This is a genomic window from Pseudomonas fontis (genome assembly GCF_028656955.1).
Lineage (GTDB): Bacteria > Pseudomonadota > Gammaproteobacteria > Pseudomonadales > Pseudomonadaceae > Aquipseudomonas > Aquipseudomonas fontis.
The window spans coordinates 51,887-69,579 of the sequence record NZ_JAMDGY010000024.1; the positions used below are offsets into that span (position 1 = coordinate 51,887).

The window sequence follows — 17,693 nt, forward strand, 5'->3', positions numbered from 1 at the left end:
TTGTGACAAAACTTTTCATGAAACTCTGCTGCGCTGCTTGAGCAGGTCGCATTGGGAGTGAACAATGCAGTGACTCTGATTCCTGTTCGAGATTGGCCCATGAACTCCCGCTCCCGTTTGCTCGCCTGGCTGTTCTGGCCGGTACTGGCCCTGTGCAGTACTGCCGCCCTGGCCGACACCGTTGAAGGCGCGGCCAAGGCGCTGCACCTGATCGACTACATTGGCGCGGACTACCCGGACACGGTCGCTGCCGGCAAGGTGCTGGACGAGGCGAAGTACGGCGAGCAGCTCACATCCGTGGAGGCCTTGCAGGAGGCGGTCATGGCGCTGCCTGCGCGGGCCGAGCGCCAGGCGCTGGAGGAGGGCGTGAAGCAACTGCACCAGGCGCTTGCCCAGCATGCCGATGGTGCAACCGTTGCCCGTCAGGCGCGACAACTGGGTGCGCAGTTGGCAGTGGCTTATGAAGTGAGCCAGGCACCGGTGATCACCCCGGACCCAGCGCGTGGCGCTCCGCTGTACGCGCAGCATTGTTCGATCTGTCACGGCGACAGTGGCGCAGGCGACGGCCCTGCAGGCCTGGGCCTGACGCCGCCGCCCAGCGATTTGCAGAATGTCGCGCGGCTTGATCGGCTGAGCCTCTACGACCTCTACAACACCCTGGGGCTGGGTATTGAAGGCACCGACATGCCGTCTTTCGCCGACCAGCTCGATGAGCGTCAGCGCTGGGATCTGGCGACTTACATCGCCAGCTTCACTGCTGCCCCGGCGCCTGCCGGCAATGCCAAGCTCTACAACCTGGCAGACCTGGCGCGCAGCACCCCAGCGGAGATTGCCGCCAGCGAAGGCCCTGAAGCCGTCGCTGCCTTCCGCGCCCAGCGGGCCAAGCCACCGCAGGTGCAACGCGGCCCGGGCCAACTGCTCGACTACACCGCCAGCACCCTGGACAAGAGCATTGCCGCCTACCGCGCGGGGGATCACGAGCAGGCCTATGACCTGTCGGTGGCCGCCTATCTTGAAGGTTTCGAACTGGTCGAAAGCTCGCTGGACAACGTCGATGCGACAGTGCGCAAAGACACCGAGAAATCCTTGATGGCTTACCGGCAGGGCCTGCAGGACGGCCTGCCGCTGGAGCAGGTGAGCCAGCGCCTGGACGCGGCCAAGGCCAAGCTCAAGGCCTCGGCCGAGCTGCTGGGTGGCGACAGCCTGAGCTGGTCGCTGAGCTATATCTCCGGTCTGTTGATCCTGTTGCGCGAAGGGCTTGAGGCGATTCTGGTGCTGGCGGCAATTCTGGCCTTCCTGCGCAACACCGGCCAGCAGTCGGCGGTGCGCAGCGTGAACATTGGCTGGGCGCTGGCTTTGCTGGCGGGGTTTGGGACCTGGGCGCTGGCGGCGTATGTGATTAATGTGGGGGGTGCCCAGCGTGAACTGCTGGAGGGCTGCACGGCACTGTTTGCCAGCGTCATGGTGCTGTGGCTGGGGGTGTGGATGCACGACCGTCGGCATGCGGCGGCCTGGCAGAACTACATCAAGAGCAGCCTGGTCAGTGGCGGTGGGCGATTCGGCTTTGCCTTGCTGGCGTTCTTCTCGGTGTACCGCGAGCTGTTCGAGGTGATCCTGTTCTACGAGACCCTGTGGTTGCAGGCCGGGCCTGCCGGGCATCAGGCGGTATTGGCGGGTGGTGCGACGGCGTTGGTGCTGTTGGTAGGTTTGGCCTGGGTGATCCTGCGTGGTTCGGCGAAGTTGCCGCTGTCGCTGTTCTTCAGCATCAACGCGGCGCTGCTGTGTGCGTTGTCGGTGGTGTTTGCCGGGCACGGGGTCAAGGCGTTGCAGGAAGCCGGGATCTTCGGCACGCGGCCGGTGCCATTCTTCGAGTTTGACTGGCTGGGCATTCATGCCGATGCCTATTCGCTGGCGGCCCAGGCGGTGGCGTTGGCAGCGATTTGCGTGCTGTACGGGCGCAGTTACCTGGCGCAGCGGCGCCGGGTTTCGGCTAGCTGAAACCTGCAGCGCTGACACTGTGGGAGCGGGCTCAGCCCCCACAGGTTCTAGGCGCTAGAACCCAAAGCGGCGATACTGTCCGCCTGTTTTTCTGCTGTGGACAACTCAACCATGCGTGTCTGGATCGATGCCGACGCCTGCCCCAAGGCGGCCAAGGACCAGGTCGTCAAATTCGCCCTCAAGCGCAAGCTTGAGGTCATCCTGGTGGCCGGGCAAAGCCAGATCAAACCGGCCTTCGCCTGCGTCAAGCTGATCGTCGTGCCCAGCGGGCCGGACGCTGCCGATGACTACCTGGTGGAACACGCCGTGCCCGGCGAGCTGGTGATCTGCAGCGATGTGCCGCTGGCCGATCGCCTGGTCAAGAAAGGCGTGGCCGCGCTCGACCCGCGTGGCAGCGAGTTCGACGAGCGCAACATGGGCGACCGCCTGGCCGTGCGCAACCTGTTCACCGACCTGCGTGAGCAGGGGCAGGTCGGCGGCGGCCAAGGGGCCTACGGCGACCGCGAAAAGCAGGCGTTCGCCAACGCCCTGGACCGGATCCTCACCCGCCTGGCGCGCGAGTTTCCGGCCTGAGCCATCAGTCGTTTTCGTGGGTCAGTTCGAGTACCCGGTCGACCAGCTTGTTGATCCCGCCAGCGGCTTCGCTGATCGATTGCGCAAGCATGTAGGCGGGGGTGCTGACCAGCTTGCGCTGGGTGTCTTCGACGATGTCGTGGACATCGCATTCTTCATGGGTGCCGCCCATCTTGACGATGGCCGCGCTGGTGTCGGCGTCGTTGCCAATGGTGCAGACCACGCCAGGGCCGTAGATCTTCGCCGCCAGCGCCGGTGAGATGCAGATCAGGCCGACCGGCTTGCCCGCTTCGGCAAAGGCTTCAGCCAGTGCCAGCACATCCGGGTGAACGCTGCAGCCCTGACCTTCCACGGCAAAGTTGGAGAGGTTCTTGGCCGCGCCGAAGCCGCCGGGCACGATCAGGGCGTCGAAATCCTTGGCATCGGCTTCACGCAGGTCTTTGACATTGCCCCGGGCGATACGCGCCGACTCGACCAGCACATTGCGCGTTTCGGGCATTTCTTCGCCGCTCAGGTGGTTGACCACGTGCATCTGCGCAATGTTTGGCGCAAAGCACTGCACCTGCGCGCCGCGCTGATCAAGGCGCAGCAGGGTAATCACGCTTTCGTGGATTTCTGCGCCGTCGTAGACGCCACAGCCAGAGAGAATCACCGCAACTTTTTTCTGGGTCATGCTTACTACTCCCGATTCGAGGCGCTAAATGTCCTCTAATTTGGCAGATGTCGCCATAGGGCTTGGCGCAATACCGGCCTACGCTTGAGGGATAACCAGAACGCGGACCCACCATGGACTTCATCCTGCTCGCTGTGCCGTTCTTCTTCGTGCTGATCGCCGTCGAGCTGTTGGCCGATCGTTGGCGGGGGCAGCGCAACTACCGCGTTGCCGACGCCATCAACAGCCTCAGCACCGGTGTGCTGTCGACCACCACCGGGCTGCTGACCAAAGGCGTGGGGCTGGTCACCTATGCCATTGCCCTGGACCACCTGGCGCTGTTCAGCCTGCCGGCCAATGCCTGGTGGGTGTGGGTGCTGGCCTTTGTCGCCTACGACTTCTGCTACTACTGGCTGCACCGCTTCGGGCATGAGCGCAACATCCTCTGGGCGGCGCACTCGGTGCATCACCAGAGCGAGGAGTACAACCTGTCCACCGCGCTGCGCCAGACCAGCACCGGCTTCCTGCTGTCGTGGATCTTCTACCTGCCGCTGGCGGTGCTCGGCGTGCCGCTGCTGGTGTTCGTCAGCGTGGCCGCGTTGAACCTGCTGTACCAGTTCTGGGTACATACCCGGCACATTCCCAAGCTGGGCTGGTATGAGTGGATCTTCGTCACGCCGTCCAATCATCGCGTTCACCATGCGCAGAATCCTATCTACATAGATCGCAACTACGGCGGCGTGTTCATTCTGTGGGATCGCCTGTTCGGCACCTTCCTCGAAGAAGACGACAACGAGCCGGTGGTGTTCGGCGTGACCACCGCCCTGGCCAGCTGGAACCCGCTGTGGGCCAACCTGCAGTTCTACGCCCAGCTCTGGGACGATGCGCGGCGCGCCGAGCGCTGGTGGGACAAGCTGCGCATCTGGTTCATGCCCACCGGCTGGCGCCCTGCCGATGTCGCGCAACGTTATCCACAGCCCAAGCAGGACCTGAGCCGGTTTCGCAAGTTCGAGGTGCCCCTGGCCTGGCCGCAACAGCTGTACATCCTGCTGCAGTTTGCGGTCTACGTGGCGTTGGGCAGTTACCTGCTGAACAACGCCGACAGCCTGCCGGTGGCGGCGCTGGTGCTGGGCTGGGGGGTGATGGCGTTTGGTTTGTTCGTGCTCGGGGCGGCGCTGGAAAACCGCCCCTGGGCGTTCAGGCTGGAGCTGCTGCGCCTGGCGCTGAACGTGCCGGCCCTGTGCTTGGCCGGCGTGGTGGGGTTATGGCCGGTCGGGGCCCTGGCCTGGGTCGCGCTGCTCAGCTACAGCTTGCTGAGCCTGATCGGCCTGGGCGGCAGCCGCTTCCTCGCGGGCAATGCGCGCAGCCTTGAAGCGTCGGCGCAGCCAGAGCAGGGCGCCGAGCACCAGCAGGGCGCCGAGCACCCATAGCTCGTACTTCTTCACGTTGCCCAGCAGGCCTTCGAGGATCGCGCCAAAGTGATAGGCGGCGGCCCCGAGGGCCAGCGCCCACACCGCCGCACCGATGCCGTTGAGCAGCAGGTAGCGTCGTGGCGGGTAGCCGGACAGGCCGATGGCCACGGGCATCACCGTGCGCAGGCCGTAGACGAAGCGGAAACTCAGCACCCAGATGTCCGGGTGGCGGCGGATATGCTCCAGCGCCCGGTCACCCATCAACTGCCAGCGCGGTTTGCGCGCGAGCAGCTTGCGCCCGTGGCGGCGACCCATGAAGTACCACAGCTGGTCGCCGGCATAGCTGCCGAAGAAGGCCACCAGGACCACCAGGTTGATATCCATGTATCCACGGAAAGCAAGAAACCCGGCGAGCACCAGGATGGTTTCACCTTCGAAGAATGTGCCTAGAAAAAGGGCAAAGTAGCCAAAATCCTGCAGGAATTGTTGAAGCATATTCTGGGTGCTGGCGAAATGAACGCGCAGCCTAACCCTTCACAACCAATCGTGAAAGTGTCCAGATGCGTCTCGACGTGAACAAAGCTTGCGCGGACAATGTGTGCGTCCATAAGTCGCAGGCTTGCCCAAGGCTGTAATACGGGCGTCATAATGGCTGCTTATAACTGTCGCGCTCGCCCGCCTGCGCGGGCTCAGGAGTCTGCCGTGAGCTTTACCCCTGCAAACCGTTTGTTTCCTGCCACCCGCCTGCGTCGCAACCGCCGTGATGACTTCTCCCGTCGTCTGGTCCGCGAAACCGTCCTGACCGTTGATGACCTGATTCTCCCGGTGTTCGTGCTCGACGGCGAAAACCGTCGTGAAGCCGTGGCCTCGATGCCGGGCGTCGAGCGCCTGTCGATCGACCTGCTGCTGGAAGCCGCCGAAGAATGGGTGAAGTTGGGCATCCCGGCCCTGGCCCTGTTCCCGGTGACCGCCAGCGAGAAAAAATCCCTCGACGGCGCTGAAGCGTGGAACCCGGACGGTATTGCCCAGCGTGCCACCCGCGCCCTGCGCGACCGCTTCCCCGAGTTGGGGGTGATCACCGACGTCGCCCTCGACCCATTCACCACCCACGGGCAGGATGGCATCCTCGACGAGGAAGGCTACGTCCAGAACGACATTACCGTTGATGCCCTGGTACGCCAGGCCCTGTCCCATGCCGAAGCCGGTGCCCAGGTGGTAGCCCCTTCGGACATGATGGACGGGCGTATCCAGGCCATCCGCGAAGCCCTTGAGCTGGCCGGCCACGTCAACGTGCGCATCATGGCCTACTCGGCCAAGTACGCCAGCGCCTACTACGGCCCGTTCCGCGATGCGGTCGGTTCGGCGCTGAACCTGGGCAAGGCCAACAAGGCCAGCTACCAGATGGACCCGGCCAATACCAACGAGGCACTGCACGAAGTGGCGGCCGACCTGTCTGAAGGTGCGGACATGGTCATGGTCAAGCCAGGCATGCCGTACTTGGATATCCTTACCCGGGTCAAGGACGAGTTCAAAGTGCCGACCTTCGTCTACCAGGTCAGCGGCGAATACGCCATGCACATGGCCGCCATCCAGAATGGCTGGCTCTCGGAAGGCGTGATTCTCGAGTCGCTCACCGCTTTCAAACGGGCGGGCGCCGATGGCATCCTGACCTATTTCGCTGTTCGCGCCGCACAATTGATGAGAGGGCAGTAAAGCCCTTCAGGAACGCTAGATGAGTAACAACGAAGTACTGAACGAAGGTGTGGTGAAGGATGCTCAGCCGGTGCCTGAGCAAATGGTCGAAACCCCGCCGGAGCTTGCTCCGGTCGAGGAGCCGGTAGTCGAGGCGACGCCTGTCGCCAACACTGCGCCGGCACCGGCCATCGTGGTCCCGGGCCTGGATGACAGCAGCCTGTACATCCATCGCGAGCTGTCGCAGCTGCAGTTCAACATTCGCGTGCTGGAGCAGGCGCTGGACGAGTCGTATCCGTTGCTGGAGCGACTGAAGTTCCTGCTGATCTTCTCCAGCAACCTGGATGAGTTCTTCGAGATTCGTGTAGCGGGCCTGAAGAAGCAGATTACCTTTGCCCGTGAGCAGGCCGGCGCTGACGGCCTGCAACCACATCAGGCACTGGCGCGCATCAGCGAGCTGGTGCACAGCGAGGTGGAGCGCCAGTACGCGATCCTCAACGACGTGCTGCTGCCGGAGCTGGAAAAACACCAGATCCGCTTCATCCGTCGTCGCCACTGGAACACCAAGCTCAAGACCTGGGTCCGGCGCTTCTTCCGCGACGAGATCGCCCCGATCATCACCCCGATCGGCCTCGACCCGACGCACCCGTTCCCGTTGCTGGTGAACAAGAGCCTGAACTTCATCGTCGAGCTGGAAGGTATCGATGCCTTCGGCCGCGATTCGGGCCTGGCGATCATCCCGGCACCGCGTTTGCTGCCACGGGTGATCAAGGTCCCGGAAGACGTCGGTGGCCCGGGCGACAACTATGTGTTCCTGTCGTCGATGATCCATGCGCACGCCGATGACCTGTTCCAGGGCATGAAGGTCAAGGGCTGCTACCAGTTCCGCCTGACCCGTAACGCCGACCTGGCGCTGGATTCCGAAGACGTCGAAGACCTTGCCCGCGCCCTGCGCGGCGAGCTGTTCTCGCGGCGCTACGGGGATGCGGTGCGTCTTGAAGTCGCCGATACCTGCCCGAAACACCTGTCCGACTACCTGCTCAAGCAGTTCAGCCTGAGCGAGAGCGAGCTGTACCAGGTCAATGGCCCGGTCAACCTGACGCGGCTGTTCAGCATCACCGGTCTGGACAGCCACCCGGAGCTGCAATACACCCCGTTCACCCCGGCGATTCCCAAGCTGTTGCAGAACGCCGAGAACATTTTCAGCGTGATCAGCAAGCAGGACATCCTGCTGATGCACCCGTTCGAGTCCTTCACCCCGGTGGTCGACCTGCTGCGCCAGGCCGCCAAGGACCCGCACGTGCTGGCGGTACGCCAAACCCTGTACCGCAGCGGCGCCAACTCCGAAATCGTAGATGCCCTGGTCGATGCGGCGCGTAATGGCAAGGAGGTCACTGCGGTGATCGAGCTGCGTGCGCGTTTCGACGAAGAGTCCAACCTGCAGATGGCCAGCCGTCTGCAAGCGGCCGGTGCAGTGGTGATCTACGGTGTGGTCGGCTTCAAGACCCACGCCAAGATGATGCTGATCCTGCGCCGCGAAGCCGGTGAAATCGTCCGCTACGCGCACCTTGGTACCGGTAACTACCACGCCGGCAACGCCCGCCTGTACACCGACTACAGCCTGCTGACCTCCGACGACGCGCTGTGCGAAGACGTCGGCAAGCTGTTCAGCCAGTTGATCGGCATGGGCAAGACCTTGCGCATGAAGAAGCTGCTGCACGCGCCGTTCACCCTGAAGAAGGGCATGCTCGACATGATTGCGCGCGAGACCCAGTTCGCCCTTGAGGGCAAGCCTGCGCACATCATTGCCAAGTTCAACTCGCTGACCGACGCGAAGATTATTCGCGCGCTGTACAAGGCCAGCCAGTCCGGTGTGCGTATCGACCTGGTGGTGCGTGGCATGTGCTGCCTGCGTCCGGGTATTCCGGGGGTGTCGCACAACATTCAGGTGCGCTCGATCATCGGCCGCTTCCTGGAGCACACCCGCGCGTTCTACTTCCTCAATGGCGGCGAAGAGCAGATGTTCCTGTCCAGCGCCGACTGGATGGAGCGCAACCTCGACAAGCGCGTCGAGACCTGCTTCCCGGTCGAGGGCAAGAAACTCATCCTGCGGGTGAAGAAGGAGCTGGAAGGGTACCTGACCGACAACACCCATTCGTGGATCCTGCAGCCAGACGGGCGCTACGTGCGTAGCACCCCGACCGGCAACCAGAACCCGCGCAGCGTGCAGGCCACCCTGCTCGAGCGGCTCAGCAACCCGGTACTTATCGTACGCTGAGGACGAAGTTGACCCGGGCCAGCCACTCCGCTTCCAGCGCGAAGTCGGCCTGGGTCAGTTGGTTCTGCTCCAGCCAGCCGCCTGGGAACTCCACATCCAGGCTGTCGCCTGCCACGTGCAGCTTGACCGTCGGCATCTGCTGGGTGCCACGGATGTGATGGAACAGGATCGCAAAGCGCAGTAGCACGCACAGGCGAATCAGCTTGGCACCTTCATCACCGAACTCGGCGAACTTGTCCTTGGGGATGTTGCGCCGGTGCCCGCGCACCAGCAGGGCGAGCATTTGCTGGTCTTCGCGGGAGAAGCCGGCAAGGTCGGAGTGCTCGATCAGGTAGGCGCCGTGCTTGTGGTACTGGTAGTGGGCGATGTCCAGCCCGACTTCATGCACCTTGGCCGCCCAGCTGAGCAGTTCGCGCCAGATCCCGTCTTCCAGGTCCCAGGCCTTGGCCACTTGATCGAAGGCATGCAGCGCCTTGCGTTCGACCCGTGCCGCCTGGCCCTGGTCGACGTGGTAGCGCTCCATCAGCGAGCTCAGGGTGCGTTCACGCACGTCTTCGTGGTGATGGCGGCCCAGCAGGTCGAACAGCACGCCTTCACGCAGCGCGCCGTCGCAGTGGTCCATGCGTTGCAGTTCCAGGGCGTCGAAAATCGCTTCCAGGATGGCCAGGCCGGCAGGGAAGATCGCCCGACGGTCAGGCTTGACCCCTTCAAAGTCGATCTTGTCGGTCTCGCCCAGCTTGAACAGCTTGCGCTTGAGCCAGGCCAGGCCCTCGGCGTTGACTTCGCCGGCGCCCATGCCGTTGGCCTTGAGCGCCAGGCCGATGGCGCGAATGGTCCCCGAGGAGCCAATGGCTTCGTCCCAGGTCAGGCGGTGCAGGGCGTTCTCGATGCTCATCAGCTCCAGGCGCGCGGCGGTGTAGGCCTGGGCGTAGCGTGCCGGGGTGATCTTGCCGTCGCGGAAGTAGCGTTGGGTGTAGCTCACGCAGCCCATTTGCAGGCTTTCGCGCAGCAGCGGCTCGAAACGCTGGCCGATGATGAATTCGGTACTGCCGCCGCCGATGTCGGCGACCAGGCGCTTGCCCGGGTTGTCGGCGAGCGTGTGCGACACGCCGAGGTAGATCAGGCGGGCTTCTTCGCGGCCGGAAATCACTTCCACCGGGTGCCCGAGAATGTCTTCGGCGCGGCGGATGAACTCGCCGCGGTTGCGCGCTTCGCGCAGGGCGTTGGTGCCGACGATGCGCACGGCGCCGGCCGGCATGCCGTTGATCAGCTGGGCGAAGCGCTTGAGGCAGTCGAGCCCGCGCTGCATGGCTTCTTCAGTGAGCTGGCGGTCTTCGTTGATGCCGGCGGCCAGCTGAACCTTTTCGCCGAGCCGCTCAAGGATGCGGATCTCGGTGTGGTGGGCCTTGGCCACGACCATATGGAAGCTGTTGGAGCCCAGGTCGATGGCAGCGATCAAGGACAGGTTCTTGGCTGTGGATTGCGGCATGGTCAGGAGTTCTCGGTCGATAACCCGGCAATCGTGCCATGATCCTGTGCTGACGCCAACGCGCAGCGTATCAAGGCTTGATATGAGGCATTTTTGAGTGGGAAATATGACTTTCTTGTGACAGTCGATACGCGCTGTCATGGGTAACTATAGTTACACTCAATCGTTGGCGACTTCCTGTCTTCGGCGATGGCGGCTATGATGGGCGACGTTTTTTTGCTTACGACCTTGGAGACTTCCATGAGCAGCGATCTTATCAAACACGTCACCGACGCTACCTTCGATGCCGAAGTCCTGAAGGCTCAAGGGCCAGTGCTGGTGGACTACTGGGCCGAATGGTGTGGCCCTTGCAAAATGATCGCGCCAGTACTGGACGACATCGCAGCCACTTACCAGGGCAAACTGACCGTCGCCAAGCTGAACATCGACGACAACCAGGAAACCCCGGCCAAGCATGGCGTGCGTGGCATTCCGACGTTGATGCTGTTCAAGAACGGCGTTGTCGAGGCCACCAAGGTCGGCGCACTGTCCAAGTCTCAGCTGGCCGCCTTCCTGGACGCCAACATCTGAGTCGAAAAAAGCCCCGCATTCGTCGGGGCTTTTCTCTTTCTGGTGACTAGACGCCAGAAAAAGCAAGTGTTACATTCGGCCTCGCACTGTTTCTTTCAGTGCCCCCTGCACGCCGTCGCCGACGCACCCCAATTCGAATTAGTACGCGATCCTGTCGCCTTCTCTGCGGCGCGGCTTCATTAAGCCAGAAGCTTAATTCTCCCTTCTTACATGATTACGTCATCCCCCTTATGAACCTGACTGAACTCAAGCAAAAGCCGATTACCGATCTGCTCGAAATGGCCGAACAGATGGGCATAGAAAATATGGCCCGTTCGCGCAAGCAGGATGTGATTTTCTCCCTGTTGAAAAAGCATGCGAAGAGCGGCGAGGAAATTTCCGGTGACGGCGTGCTGGAGATTCTCCAGGACGGCTTCGGCTTCCTGCGTTCGGCGGATGCTTCCTATCTGGCCGGCCCGGACGATATCTACGTTTCGCCTAGCCAGATCCGTCGCTTCAACCTGCGCACCGGCGACACCATCGTCGGCAAGATCCGCCCGCCAAAAGAAGGCGAGCGTTACTTCGCCCTGCTGAAAGTTGACACCATCAACTTCGACCGGCCGGAAAACGCGAAGAACAAGATCCTCTTCGAAAACCTGACGCCGCTGTTCCCGAACAAGCGCCTGAAGATGGAAGTCGGCAACGGCTCCACCGAAGACCTCACCGGTCGGGTTATCGACCTGTGCGCCCCGATCGGCAAAGGCCAGCGCGGCCTGATCGTTGCACCGCCGAAAGCCGGTAAGACGATCATGCTGCAGAACATCGCGGCGAACATCACCCGTAACAACCCAGAGTGCCACCTGATCGTTCTGCTGATCGACGAGCGCCCGGAAGAAGTAACCGAAATGCAGCGCACCGTGCGCGGCGAAGTGGTTGCCTCGACCTTCGACGAGCCGCCAACCCGCCACGTGCAAGTGGCCGAGATGGTGATCGAGAAGGCCAAGCGCCTGGTCGAGCACAAGAAGGACGTGGTCATCCTGCTGGACTCCATCACCCGTCTGGCACGTGCCTACAACACCGTGATCCCGAGCTCCGGCAAGGTCCTCACCGGTGGTGTCGACGCCCACGCCCTGGAGAAGCCGAAGCGTTTCTTCGGTGCTGCGCGTAACATCGAGGAAGGCGGTTCGCTGACCATCATCGCCACCGCGCTGGTTGAAACCGGCTCGAAGATGGACGAAGTGATCTACGAAGAGTTCAAGGGTACCGGCAACATGGAGCTGCCCCTGGACCGCCGTATTGCCGAGAAGCGTGTGTTCCCGGCCATCAACATCAACCGTTCGGGTACCCGTCGCGAAGAGCTGTTGACTGCCGATGACGAACTGCAACGCATGTGGATCCTGCGCAAGCTGCTGCACCCGATGGACGAAATTGCCGCCATCGAGTTCCTGATCGACAAGCTCAAGCAGACCAAGACCAACGAAGAGTTCTTCTTGTCGATGAAGCGCAAGTAAGCTTTCCGCTGGACCTATTGGGGCTGCTGTGCAGCCCATCGCAGGACTAGCCCGCTCCCACAGACATTTAACCTGTGGGAGCGGGCTGGCCCCGCGATGGGTCGCGCAGCGGCCCCAAATCGTTTTTGCCTTTGGCAAAGCAGGTCCCAAGGGCGCTACACTTTGCACCCCGACCGATACGGCCAACACGAGGCTTACGCATGCAGTACCGCGACTTGCGCGACTTTATCCGCGGCCTGGAACAGCGCGGCGAACTCAAGCGCATTCAGGTCCCCATCTCGCCGGTTTTGGAAATGACCGAGATCTGCGACCGTACCCTGCGTGCCAAGGGCCCGGCGTTGCTGTTCGAAAACCCCACCGGCTATGACATCCCGGTACTGGGCAACCTGTTCGGCACCCCGGAGCGGGTGGCCATGGGCATGGGCGCCGATTCGATCGGCGAGCTGCGGGAAATCGGCAAGCTGCTGGCCTTCCTCAAGGAGCCAGAGCCGCCCAAGGGCCTGAAAGACGCTTGGTCGAAGTTGCCGATCTTCAAGAAAGTCATCGCGATGGCGCCCAAGGTGGTCAAGGACGCGCCGTGCCACGAAGTGGTCATCGAAGGCGAAGACGTCGACCTCGCGCAATTGCCGATCCAGCATTGCTGGCCGGGCGACGTGGCGCCGCTGATCACCTGGGGCCTGACGGTCACGCGCGGGCCGAACAAGGAACGCCAGAACCTAGGCATCTATCGCCAGCAGGTCATCGCTCGCAACAAGGTCATCATGCGCTGGTTGAGCCACCGTGGCGGCGCGCTGGATTACCGTGAGTGGTGCGAGAAGCACCCTGGCCAGCCGTTCCCGGTGGCCGTGGCGCTGGGCGCAGACCCGGCGACCATCCTCGGCGCAGTGACGCCGGTGCCGGACAGCCTGTCCGAGTACGCCTTCGCCGGCCTGCTGCGTGGCAACCGTACCGAACTGGTCAAGTGCCGGGGCAGCGACCTGCAAGTGCCGGCCACCGCTGAGATCATCCTTGAAGGGGTGATCCATCCGGGCGAAATGGCCCCGGAAGGCCCGTATGGCGACCACACCGGCTACTACAACGAAGTGGACAGCTTCCCGGTGTTCACCATCGAGCGCATCACCCACCGCACCAAGCCGATCTACCACAGCACCTACACCGGCCGGCCGCCGGATGAGCCGGCGATTCTCGGTGTGGCGCTGAACGAAGTGTTCGTGCCGATTCTGCAAAAGCAGTTCCCGGAGATCACCGATTTCTACCTGCCGCCGGAAGGGTGTTCGTACCGCATGGCGGTGGTGACCATCAAGAAGCAGTACCCGGGCCACGCCAAGCGCGTAATGCTCGGTGTGTGGTCGTTCCTGCGACAGTTCATGTACACCAAGTTCGTTATTGTCACTGACGACGATATCAACGCCCGCGACTGGAACGACGTGATCTGGGCCATTACCACGCGCATGGACCCCAAGCGCGACACGGTGATGATCGACAACACGCCGATCGACTACCTGGACTTCGCCTCGCCGATATCCGGCCTGGGTTCGAAGATGGGCCTGGATGCGACGAACAAGTGGCCGGGCGAAACTACCCGCGAATGGGGGCGCGTCATCGTCAAGGATGAAGCGGTCACCCGGCGTATCGATGAGCTGTGGAACGAGTTGGGAATAGACTAAATGCAGGTAACCTTGCAGCCGTCCGGGGCCATACTGGCAGTAGAGCCCGGTGAAAGGATTCTGGATGCGGCACGTCGTCTGGGCTATGACTGCCCGCAAAGCTGTCGCAATGGCAATTGCCATGTCTGTGCGGCCTTGCTGGTTGAGGGCAGTGTTCGCCAGGAAGGCGTAGTGCGTGATCATGGCGAGCTGTTCACCTGCATCGCCGAACCGCTGGAGGACTGTATCGTGCTCTGGGATGGCGTGCTGGCCCTGGGCGAGCTGCCGGTTCGCAAGCTGGCCTGCCAGCTGATCGAGTGCCTGGATGTCGGTGGCGATGTCTGGCGGGTGCGCTTGCGTGCGCCGGCTGGCAAGCCGCCGCGCTATCACGCGGGGCAGTATTTGATGGTCGAGCGTGACGGCGCCGACAAGGCAGCGTTCTCGCTGGCCTCGGCACCGCACGGCGGCCGCGACCTGGAACTGCATGTGTTGGCGCGGGAACCCAGCGCGCTGGACTTCATCGCCCAATTGCAACGCAACGGCATGGCACGGGTCGAGCTGCCGTTTGGCGATACCCACCTGGCCGAGTTGCCGGAGGGCCCGCTGGTGTTGATCGCGGCGGGCACCGGTATGGCGCAGATGCACAGCCTGATCGAGCATTGCCGGGCCAGCGGCTTCAAGTACCCGGTCCACCTGTATTGGGGCGTGCGTCGGCCGGAAGACTTCTACCAGATCGAGCATTGGGCCGAGTGGGAGCAGTTGCCCAACCTGTTCCTGCACAAGGTGGTGAGCGACCTGTGTGGCTGGGAGGGGCGTTGCGGCCTGCTGCACGAGGCGGTCTGCGAGGACCTGAGCGACCTGTCGAGCGTGCATGTGTATGCCAGCGGCTCGCCAACGATGATCTACGCCACCCTCGACGCCCTGGTCGATGCCGGCATGGACGCTCACCAGATGCGTGCCGACGTGTTTGCCTACGCACCGCGCGGCTAACAGCGTGGTGACGTAACTTTGGCCCAAGGCGCGTTGCAATAACGCGCCGCTTCAAATAACCGTTTTATATCTCGCCGGTTATAAGTGCGCGCGAATTAATTAATGGTTGCCTACCTGCTGAAAAACGCTTGCTACACTTGCAACAACGACCGTGAAAACGACGAAACTACTGTAGAAAGCGCTCCGTGGTGCTTGTTTTTACGGAGGTATCTGCCGTACGGTAAGTCGGTGTTTTTGTTTTGGCGTTAGAGTGAGTTACTTCGATAGCTCACGAGGAATTCTGGCGGCGGCTATGTCGGCGATTGAATCTGCGTTAGTAAAGATGGCGTACCCTCCAGTGCTCGACTTTGGTCAGCAATCGACCCCTGAGCAACTGCTGCATTCGGTACATCACACCATGGCCCAACATCAGGGTGGGCCTGTCTGGCTGTTTGCCTACGGCTCATTGATCTGGCGTCCGGAGTGTCACTCCAGCGAGCGTCGACGCGGGCGAGTGCACGGCTACCATCGCGGCTTGTACCTGTGGTCACACGAGCATCGCGGCACCCCCGAGTGCCCGGGCCTGGTGTTTGGCCTGGATCGTGGCGGCTCATGCAGCGGCTTCGCCTACCGCTTGCCGGAAGAACATCTGGAAGAATCGCTGCTGGCGCTGTGGAAGCGCGAGATGCCGTACCCGGCCTACCGACCGCACTGGCTCAACTGCCGGCTTGAGGATGGCAGCAAGGTGCAGGCGCTGGGCTTCGTGCTGGAGCGCCACCTGCCGTGTTACGCCGGCAACCTGCCGGACAACCTGCTCAGTCATATCCTCGCCAGTGCCACGGGGCGCTACGGCACCACCCGCGAGTATGTCGAGCAAACCCTTGCCGCGCTGCGCAACCACGCCATGCCGGACCGCAACCTGGAGGCGCGCTACAAGCGCTGCTACTCACAGCAATGAGAATTGTTCTTGCGTGCTGAGGTATGATCGCGCCTTCTTTTCAGGGATGTGCAGGGTTCACGGATGAAGCGGTTAGTGGTGGTAGGGATGTTGTGGAGCTCGCTGGCTGGCGCGCAGGACTGGGCCGCAATGACGGCGCAAAACCCGCAGCCGGTCTACCCCAGGGAATTGTCCGCCATGGGTATCGAGGGGCAGGCCAAGGTGCAGTTTCTGGTGTGGGGGCGCGACGGCTCAGTCAGCGATGTGAAGGTGCTTTCCAGCGACCACCCACTGTTTGCTCAAGCGGCAGAAGCCGCCATCAAGCAATGGCATTACAAGCCGTGGAAGATGTCGCAGTCAGAGACCTACGGCCAGGAGCTGACCGCCCCTTTCATTTTCAAGCTGGATGAACAGCAGCGCCTGCGCCTGATGTACGCGCAGGCCCAGGTGTTGCTGATCAATTGTGCGCAGTTTGCCGAGGAGGCGCAGGCTTACCGCCAGGCTCACGTCGGGCAACCGATGGGGCTGATGCCCACGGTGGCGCTGTCGGTGGGGATGCTGGCCAAGGGCAAGGCGCAGGAACATGCTGGCGCCAAGGCGTCGTTCGCGCAGGCCCTGCCGCAGATCGAGCAAACCTGCGCGGAAGACCCGCAGTGGAAGTATGTCGACGCCTGGCCTGGGCCGTTGCGGGCCAAGGCGCTTGGTGCCTGAGCCTCGCCAGGTGGCCTTGCACAAACCATGTAGCCGCTGCCGTCAGGCTGCGCTGGAGTCCGTCAGGGCTCCTGAGGGCTCCCCAAGGCCCCCAAGGCGGCGCCTGCTTTGCAGGCGAGCGCAGCCTTACGGCAGCGGCTACAAACGCCTTTTACCTGGCCAATACCACCAGCTTGCCCACGGCCTTGCGCGCACCTAGCTGGGCAATGGCATCCCCTGCCTGGGCCAGTGGATAGGTCTGCGACACCAGCGGCTTCAGCTTGCCCTCGGCATACCAGGCAAACAGCTGGGTGAAGTTGGCCACGTTGTCTTGCGGCTGGCGCTGGGCAAAAGCCCCCCAGAACACCCCAAGTACCGCCGCGCCCTTGAGCAGCACCAGGTTCGCCGGCAATTCAGGGATCCGCCCACTGGCAAAACCCACCACCAGCAACCGGCCATTCCAGGCCAGCCCGCGCACGGCCTGATCAAACAGGTCACCGCCCACCGGATCGAAAATCACGTCCACGCCCTGGCCACCGGTCAGGCGCTTGATCTCATCCTTCAGGCTGCCCTTGCTGTAGTCGATCAGCTCATCCGCGCCAGCCGCCTTGGCGACCTCAAGCTTCTCGGCACTGCTCGCCGCCGCGATCACTTTCGCACCCAGCGCCTTGCCGATTTCCACCGCCGCCAGGCCAACGCCCCCGGAGGCGCCCAGCACCAGCAAGGTTTCCCCGGCCTTGAGCTGGCCACGCTGGGTCAGCGCATGCATCGAGGTGCCGTAGGTCATGCCGAAGGCGGCGGCCGTGGTGAAGTCCATCTGCGCAGGGATCGGCAGAAGGTTGTAGCCCGGCACCGCGACCTGTTCGGCAAAGCTGCCCCAGCCGGTCAGCGCCATCACCCGGTCACCGACCTTGAACGGCCCGGCTTTCTCGCCGACTTCGGCAATTACCCCCGCCGCCTCGCCACCTGGTGAGAACGGCATCGGCGGCTGGAACTGGTATTTGCCCTCGATGATCAGGGTGTCGGGGAAATTCACCCCAGCGGCGTGCACGTCGAGCAGCACTTCATTCTTCTTCGGGGTCGGGCTGGCGACCTCTTCGAGCACCAGATCACTGGCCGGACCATGGGCTTTGCACAACACGGCTTTCATCGGGGCTATTCCTTTACGAGTGGTGGCCGATAAGTGTAGGTAAGCAAGGTCCAGGGTCAACGAGCATGGCCCGGCCTGATAGGCCGGCATAAGCCCGGGCTTGGGTTTGACCGGAGCGCTGGGTATGCTGGCGCCAACTGATTGAGG

General features: G+C 62.7%; 14 protein-coding genes and 1 pseudogene. 11 read left to right on the forward strand and 4 right to left on the reverse strand.

Translation table 11 applies throughout. The features are described from left to right. Positions 1 to 99 precede the first annotated feature (99 nt). Together M5G11_RS09700 and M5G11_RS09705 are read left to right on the forward strand one after the other, a co-directional pair. Positions 100 to 1,998, forward strand: a complete 1,899-nt coding sequence (locus M5G11_RS09700; protein WP_273909835.1) for a cytochrome c/FTR1 family iron permease — start codon at positions 100 to 102, stop codon at positions 1,996 to 1,998. Positions 1,999 to 2,109: 111 nt separating this feature from the next. After that, positions 2,110 to 2,571 (forward strand): YaiI/YqxD family protein, encoded by a 462-nt coding sequence (locus tag M5G11_RS09705; protein WP_273909836.1) that lies wholly within the window; start codon positions 2,110 to 2,112, stop codon positions 2,569 to 2,571. Positions 2,572 to 2,575: 4 nt separating this feature from the next. On the opposite strand, the gene elbB is transcribed toward M5G11_RS09705, so the two are convergent. Beyond that, the gene (elbB, locus tag M5G11_RS09710; RefSeq protein ID WP_273909837.1) at positions 2,576 to 3,244 is read right to left on the reverse strand and encodes an isoprenoid biosynthesis glyoxalase ElbB; all 669 of its coding nucleotides are present in this window, start codon (positions 3,242 to 3,244) and stop codon (positions 2,576 to 2,578) included. A gap of 113 nt (positions 3,245 to 3,357) precedes the next feature. Between elbB and M5G11_RS09715 the strand changes: the two are divergent. Beyond that, positions 3,358 to 3,984, forward strand: a pseudogene (locus M5G11_RS09715) (sterol desaturase family protein); the annotation flags it as partial. Between the two features lie 501 nt (positions 3,985 to 4,485). On the opposite strand, the gene M5G11_RS09720 reads toward M5G11_RS09715, so the two are convergent. Next, positions 4,486 to 5,130 carry a DedA family protein gene (locus M5G11_RS09720; protein ID WP_273909838.1) on the reverse strand — a complete coding sequence of 215 codons (645 nt, stop codon included), beginning with the start codon at positions 5,128 to 5,130 and terminating at the stop codon, positions 4,486 to 4,488. 207 nt (positions 5,131 to 5,337) lie between these two features. Between M5G11_RS09720 and hemB the strand changes: the two genes are divergently transcribed. Both hemB and ppk1 read left to right on the forward strand, forming a co-directional pair. Continuing rightward, a complete protein-coding gene (hemB, locus tag M5G11_RS09725) occupies positions 5,338 to 6,348 on the forward strand; it encodes a porphobilinogen synthase (protein WP_273909839.1) in 1,011 nt (336 codons plus the stop codon). A gap of 82 nt (positions 6,349 to 6,430) precedes the next feature. Further along, positions 6,431 to 8,605, forward strand: coding sequence for a polyphosphate kinase 1 (gene ppk1 / locus M5G11_RS09730; RefSeq protein ID WP_420793797.1), 2,175 nt, complete (start codon positions 6,431 to 6,433; stop codon positions 8,603 to 8,605). On the opposite strand, the gene ppx is transcribed toward ppk1, so the two are convergent. Continuing rightward, entirely contained in the window at positions 8,592 to 10,094 is a 1,503-nt protein-coding gene (gene ppx / locus M5G11_RS09735; RefSeq protein WP_273909841.1) for an exopolyphosphatase, read from the reverse strand. The two genes, ppk1 and ppx, sit on opposite strands and share 14 nt — an antisense overlap. 240 nt (positions 10,095 to 10,334) lie before the next feature. On the opposite strand from ppx, the gene trxA reads away from it, so the two are divergent. The 6 genes from trxA (at position 10,335) to M5G11_RS09765 (ending at position 16,417) form a co-directional block, all read left to right on the forward strand. Next, positions 10,335 to 10,664: a thioredoxin TrxA gene (trxA, locus tag M5G11_RS09740; RefSeq protein WP_273909842.1), complete on the forward strand. Its 330-nt coding sequence runs from the start codon at positions 10,335 to 10,337 to the stop codon at positions 10,662 to 10,664. A gap of 230 nt (positions 10,665 to 10,894) precedes the next feature. Next, positions 10,895 to 12,154: a transcription termination factor Rho gene (rho, locus tag M5G11_RS09745; RefSeq protein ID WP_273909843.1), complete on the forward strand. Its 1,260-nt coding sequence runs from the start codon at positions 10,895 to 10,897 to the stop codon at positions 12,152 to 12,154. A 200-nt stretch (positions 12,155 to 12,354) separates the two neighbouring features. Continuing rightward, a complete protein-coding gene (gene ubiD, locus M5G11_RS09750; protein ID WP_273909844.1) occupies positions 12,355 to 13,821 on the forward strand; it encodes a 4-hydroxy-3-polyprenylbenzoate decarboxylase in 1,467 nt (488 codons plus the stop codon). Continuing rightward, a complete protein-coding gene (locus M5G11_RS09755) occupies positions 13,822 to 14,790 on the forward strand; it encodes a CDP-6-deoxy-delta-3,4-glucoseen reductase (protein ID WP_273909845.1) in 969 nt (322 codons plus the stop codon). 292 nt (positions 14,791 to 15,082) lie between these two features. After that, a complete protein-coding gene (locus M5G11_RS09760; RefSeq protein WP_273909846.1) occupies positions 15,083 to 15,727 on the forward strand; it encodes a gamma-glutamylcyclotransferase in 645 nt (214 codons plus the stop codon). Between the two features lie 63 nt (positions 15,728 to 15,790). Then, positions 15,791 to 16,417, forward strand: a complete 627-nt coding sequence (locus M5G11_RS09765) for an energy transducer TonB (protein WP_273909847.1) — start codon at positions 15,791 to 15,793, stop codon at positions 16,415 to 16,417. A 151-nt stretch (positions 16,418 to 16,568) separates the two neighbouring features. On the opposite strand, the gene M5G11_RS09770 is transcribed toward M5G11_RS09765, so the two are convergent. Then, on the reverse strand, positions 16,569 to 17,546 hold the full coding sequence (locus M5G11_RS09770) for an NADPH:quinone oxidoreductase family protein (protein ID WP_273909848.1): 978 nt from the start codon (positions 17,544 to 17,546) through the stop codon (positions 16,569 to 16,571). Between the last annotated feature and the right edge of the window lie 147 nt (positions 17,547 to 17,693).

What these genes read in the sequence shown, in the direction of transcription:
- elbB (WP_273909837.1), bottom strand. Translation starts at nt 3,244, where the DNA reads ATGACCCAGAAAAAAGTTGCGGTGATTCTCTCTGGCTGTGGCGTCTAC.
- M5G11_RS09770 (WP_273909848.1), bottom strand. Translation starts at nt 17,546, where the DNA reads ATGAAAGCCGTGTTGTGCAAAGCCCATGGTCCGGCCAGTGATCTGGTG.
- M5G11_RS09760 (WP_273909846.1), top strand. Translation starts at nt 15,083, where the DNA reads ATGTCGGCGATTGAATCTGCGTTAGTAAAGATGGCGTACCCTCCAGTG.
- M5G11_RS09705 (WP_273909836.1), top strand. Translation starts at nt 2,110, where the DNA reads ATGCGTGTCTGGATCGATGCCGACGCCTGCCCCAAGGCGGCCAAGGAC.
- rho (WP_273909843.1), top strand. Translation starts at nt 10,895, where the DNA reads ATGAACCTGACTGAACTCAAGCAAAAGCCGATTACCGATCTGCTCGAA.
- trxA (WP_273909842.1), top strand. Translation starts at nt 10,335, where the DNA reads ATGAGCAGCGATCTTATCAAACACGTCACCGACGCTACCTTCGATGCC.
- ubiD (WP_273909844.1), top strand. Translation starts at nt 12,355, where the DNA reads ATGCAGTACCGCGACTTGCGCGACTTTATCCGCGGCCTGGAACAGCGC.
- M5G11_RS09765 (WP_273909847.1), top strand. Translation starts at nt 15,791, where the DNA reads ATGAAGCGGTTAGTGGTGGTAGGGATGTTGTGGAGCTCGCTGGCTGGC.
- M5G11_RS09700 (WP_273909835.1), top strand. Translation starts at nt 100, where the DNA reads ATGAACTCCCGCTCCCGTTTGCTCGCCTGGCTGTTCTGGCCGGTACTG.
- M5G11_RS09720 (WP_273909838.1), bottom strand. Translation starts at nt 5,130, where the DNA reads ATGCTTCAACAATTCCTGCAGGATTTTGGCTACTTTGCCCTTTTTCTA.
- M5G11_RS09755 (WP_273909845.1), top strand. Translation starts at nt 13,822, where the DNA reads ATGCAGGTAACCTTGCAGCCGTCCGGGGCCATACTGGCAGTAGAGCCC.
- ppx (WP_273909841.1), bottom strand. Translation starts at nt 10,094, where the DNA reads ATGCCGCAATCCACAGCCAAGAACCTGTCCTTGATCGCTGCCATCGAC.
- ppk1 (WP_420793797.1), top strand. Translation starts at nt 6,431, where the DNA reads ATGGTCGAAACCCCGCCGGAGCTTGCTCCGGTCGAGGAGCCGGTAGTC.